The 3,312-nt window shown below is 64.7% G+C and carries 6 protein-coding genes; all 6 read left to right on the top strand.

All coding sequences use genetic code 11. The features are described 5' to 3' along the window. On the top strand, positions 1–331 hold a 331-nt coding region (locus tag ACFWPJ_RS28555; RefSeq protein WP_378855955.1), incomplete at its 5' end, for a hypothetical protein. Positions 332–553: 222 nt separating this feature from the next. Next, the gene (locus tag ACFWPJ_RS28550; RefSeq protein WP_378855957.1) at positions 554–784 is read left to right on the top strand and encodes a cold shock domain-containing protein; all 231 of its coding nucleotides are present in this window, start codon (positions 554–556) and stop codon (positions 782–784) included. A gap of 446 nt (positions 785–1,230) precedes the next feature. Then, a complete protein-coding gene (locus tag ACFWPJ_RS28545) occupies positions 1,231–1,776 on the top strand; it encodes a DNA-directed RNA polymerase subunit beta (RefSeq protein ID WP_378855953.1) in 546 nt (181 codons plus the stop codon). Then, positions 1,773–2,216: a hypothetical protein gene (locus ACFWPJ_RS28540; protein WP_378855952.1), complete on the top strand. Its 444-nt coding sequence runs from the start codon at positions 1,773–1,775 to the stop codon at positions 2,214–2,216. The genes ACFWPJ_RS28545 and ACFWPJ_RS28540 overlap by 4 nt, the downstream gene beginning before the upstream one ends. A 222-nt stretch (positions 2,217–2,438) precedes the next feature. Further along, positions 2,439–2,891, top strand: coding sequence for a hypothetical protein (locus tag ACFWPJ_RS28535; RefSeq protein ID WP_378855950.1), 453 nt, complete (start codon positions 2,439–2,441; stop codon positions 2,889–2,891). 86 nt (positions 2,892–2,977) lie between these two features. After that, the coding region (locus ACFWPJ_RS28530; protein ID WP_378855948.1) for a Scr1 family TA system antitoxin-like transcriptional regulator at positions 2,978–3,312 on the top strand (335 nt) is incomplete at its 3' end.

Raw genomic sequence — 3,312 nt, 5'->3', positions numbered from 1 at the left:
GGATGTGGGCGATGTCTATGAGTACAGGGTGATCGATATGAGCGCGCTGGTTCTCGAGCCTGCACAGTCGCGCTTGCGAGATACCCAACCAACGGGCCAGCTCAGTCTGCGGCAGCGGCCGGTGCCCGTGCGCTGGATGATGCCGGTAGACCGCGAGGACCGTTCCGATCTTCTTGCTCCGCAGGGCATCTCTCAGCTCGCCAACCCACCACTGCGACGGCGGTATCCGGGTCGAGTACGCGGCGCGGGCACACTCGACGCACAGCAAGCTTCTGCCGATCCCGGCCGCGGGCCGTCGACATCGAGCGCAAAATCGGTCTCCGGGCGATGACGCCATCGGCTCACCTTATCGGCCGGATGGCCGTGGAGTGAATCGAATCTATTCACCCGAACACTTCAGTGCATCAAATCTACCGTCCACCATAGGAATCGGCACTCAAGCCGAGGTGCCGGTCCACCTTCACTGATTGGTTCTTGGGCGGGACGTCAACATCATCCCGACGCACACCTCCGTGGCTAGGTGGCCAGCGGGAACAGCGAAAGGCAACACGAGATGTCCATTACCGGAACCGTGAAATGGACCAGCGCCGAGAAGGGATTCGGGTTCATTGCCCGCAACGACGGGCCTGATGTCTTCGTCCACTACTCCGGCATCATCGGCCAGGGGTTCCGAAGCCTGACCGAACACGATCGCGTCGAGTTCGAGATCGCTCAGGGCGCACGCGGGCCTCAGGCTGTGAAGGTTCGACTTGCCGGTGCCGCCGCTGCGGCGGCACCTCGGTAGGCCACCTCACGCCGCATTGCAGGCGGCGGTGCGTCAATTTCGCACTCGATAGATCGAGTGATGAGTTGCAGCTGGATCCCAACTGTCGGTCAGCGCAGCAGATGTGCACGTGCTGCGGACACCGAATCTGTAAGCCTCGGCTGAAGCCGCTGGTTACCTGAGAAGGCAAGTGGTCGGGCACACGATTGGGGGTGCACAGCGGTGCGGAACCGAAAACACCAAGAGCTGAAAGCCATCTTGAGGTTCGCCGCTCGTAGCGATCCAGAAGAGCTGGAAGCCGTTGTCGCAGAACTCAAAGCGGAGGGCTCAGGCCGACGGGGCTGGCACAGTTCGCGCCGACGATCGGCAGCGGTGGATAAGGCGTTGGCCGCCGTCACCAACACAGGATCGAGCCTCAAGCTTCCCGCCCGGATCACGATCACCCACCACGCGAGTGGAGGAAAGCCATGAATACGATCCCTGCCCTAACAGATCTCGTCGAGGTACCCAGTCGCGAACCTCTCGTCACGGCCGGGGCCGAGTTGGCAGATCTGGACTTGGTCGGCGCCTCGGTGGAGTCGCGGTGTGCCTACTACCAGCAGGTGTGCCAGATGCCAGCAATGCTCGATCCCACCTCCGACCAGATCATCTTCGTCGCGGGGAGGGTGCAGGCGGTCATGGTGCCTTGGGCGCTCGGTCAACGCGTTCGCAGTGAGCTCGACCGGGCAGACGCAGGTTGCGGACCGATTGTGTCCCATCCCAAGTCGGAGTCGTGGACATTCATCACCCAGTCCGACCGCCGGATCGACAGTCTCCCCGACGACACGCTGCTCTGGGTCAACAACGTCGTCGTGATGGCCTCCGGCGTTCGGATCGGGCTCCCGACACCGACCGCGACGAACGCAGACCCGTGCCGTGTATGGGAGTTGCCACCGACCAGCCCGCAACGGCCCACGACCACCACGGTCCTCGACGCTGTCCGAACCTGTTTGAAACGTGGTGAGACCCGATGAACACCACACGATTGCTACCGGTGGACAAGGTGATTCACCGTGCCAGCACCTACCGCAACGCCTGCGGGTTCGACGCCTTCGTCCGCGAGTCCACCAGCCAGATCGTATTGCGGACCGGGACAGTCGGTGCCATCGAATTGCCGTCCGAGGTCGGCCGCCGGGTGATCGCGGCGCTAGCTTGGCCCGGCCCGGTCATCGTTCACACCGATACCGCGCAGCCCACGATGACGATCCTGACCGGGCCCGTGCCCATCCACCTGCGCAGCGGTGCGAGCTTCGCGGCGTTGTCAGCCGCCGGGGCGGTACTCGTGCCCGATCGTGACGAGGTGTTGTTGCCCTCGCCTCGCGATCCGGCGCGACGCTGGCTACCGCACGAGCCGCTGGATCCGTATCGGCCTACCGCCGAGGTCGTGGTCACCACGATCTCGGCGTGCCGGTAGGACGCCGGAGGTTTGCATGCCGCTGCCGCGATCACCTCGCCCCGACGAACCCGACACCCATTTGCGGGTGATCAGCGCCGGGTTGGTGGTCGACTTCCGCGGCTGCCGTACCGCGGTACGGAACTTCCTGCGTGACTGGCTTTCCCATCCCCATCCCTCCATAACCGCCGCCGAGATCCGGGATGGATTTCTCCCGATCAACCGAATGCCCTGCGAGGAACTGTGGCTACACCCATGATCGAAACTCCCGCCGACCGCGCCAACGCCTACCGGCGCCTGGGCTGGCACGTCGTGCTCGACGGCCACGACCAGATCATCCTGCCCGCCGACCAGGTCCACGGGATCCAGGTCAGCGCCGCGCTGGCGGCAGTGGTTCTCGACCAGCTCCGTCAGCGCGGGGTCGTCACGCCGATTGTGGACAACGTCGCGACCGGCACCCGTACCTTTCTGACCACCGCACCCAAGCCCGACGACACTCGAACGGTCACCTTGTTCCCCCGAGAGTCGAGGGTGCAGGCGATTCGCACGGTGCCCGGGTGTCCGATCCCGCTGCCGACTCCCGGCGATGACAACCGGGTATGGCTCGACGAACCCCGCCCCAGCCGTCTGGCGGAGTTCGAACTGCTGGTCAGGATCACTCTCGGAGCCGCTCGCGCCGCCCGGAAAGCGGCATAGCCGACCCAACACCCGCTGAACCGGCCAACCGATTCAGCTCGAGGGCACCGCCCGGCTGCCCGACCACGACAGAGGGACGACATCGTATGACCTATGTGAGCTGGTATGGCCAGACCCGGACTGGGCTGGCGCAGTTGCAGCGCAGCCTGATCGACATCGAGGCCGGCGTTGCCCGCCAGCGCGTATGGAATCCAGAGCTGGTCATCGGCCTCGTCCAGACCGAGGTCTACGCGCGTGCGGTCCTCTCGGCCTGTATCGAGGTCCAGGGTGTGCCCAACGATGTCGAGGACACCGTCACCGCGCGCATGCAACGTCAGTTGATCCTCGACCGCGATCCCCACACCTTCGAGTTCCTCATCGGTGAGTGGGCACTGCACCGCACCGTCGGCTCCGCCGAGGTGATGATCGCGCAGATCAAGGC

The sequence above is a fragment of the Nocardia sp. NPDC058497 genome (assembly GCF_042720195.1).
GTDB lineage: Bacteria > Actinomycetota > Actinomycetes > Mycobacteriales > Mycobacteriaceae > Nocardia.
The sequence above is the reverse complement of the archived record's forward strand: the minus strand, read 5'-3'. Positions and strand labels throughout refer to the sequence as shown.

Bases quoted from the DNA above. Each gene is read 5' to 3' on its own strand.
- ACFWPJ_RS28550 (WP_378855957.1), top strand. From the start codon at position 554: ATGTCCATTACCGGAACCGTGAAATGGACCAGCGCCGAGAAGGGATTC.
- ACFWPJ_RS28545 (WP_378855953.1), top strand. From the start codon at position 1,231: ATGAATACGATCCCTGCCCTAACAGATCTCGTCGAGGTACCCAGTCGC.
- ACFWPJ_RS28540 (WP_378855952.1), top strand. From the start codon at position 1,773: ATGAACACCACACGATTGCTACCGGTGGACAAGGTGATTCACCGTGCC.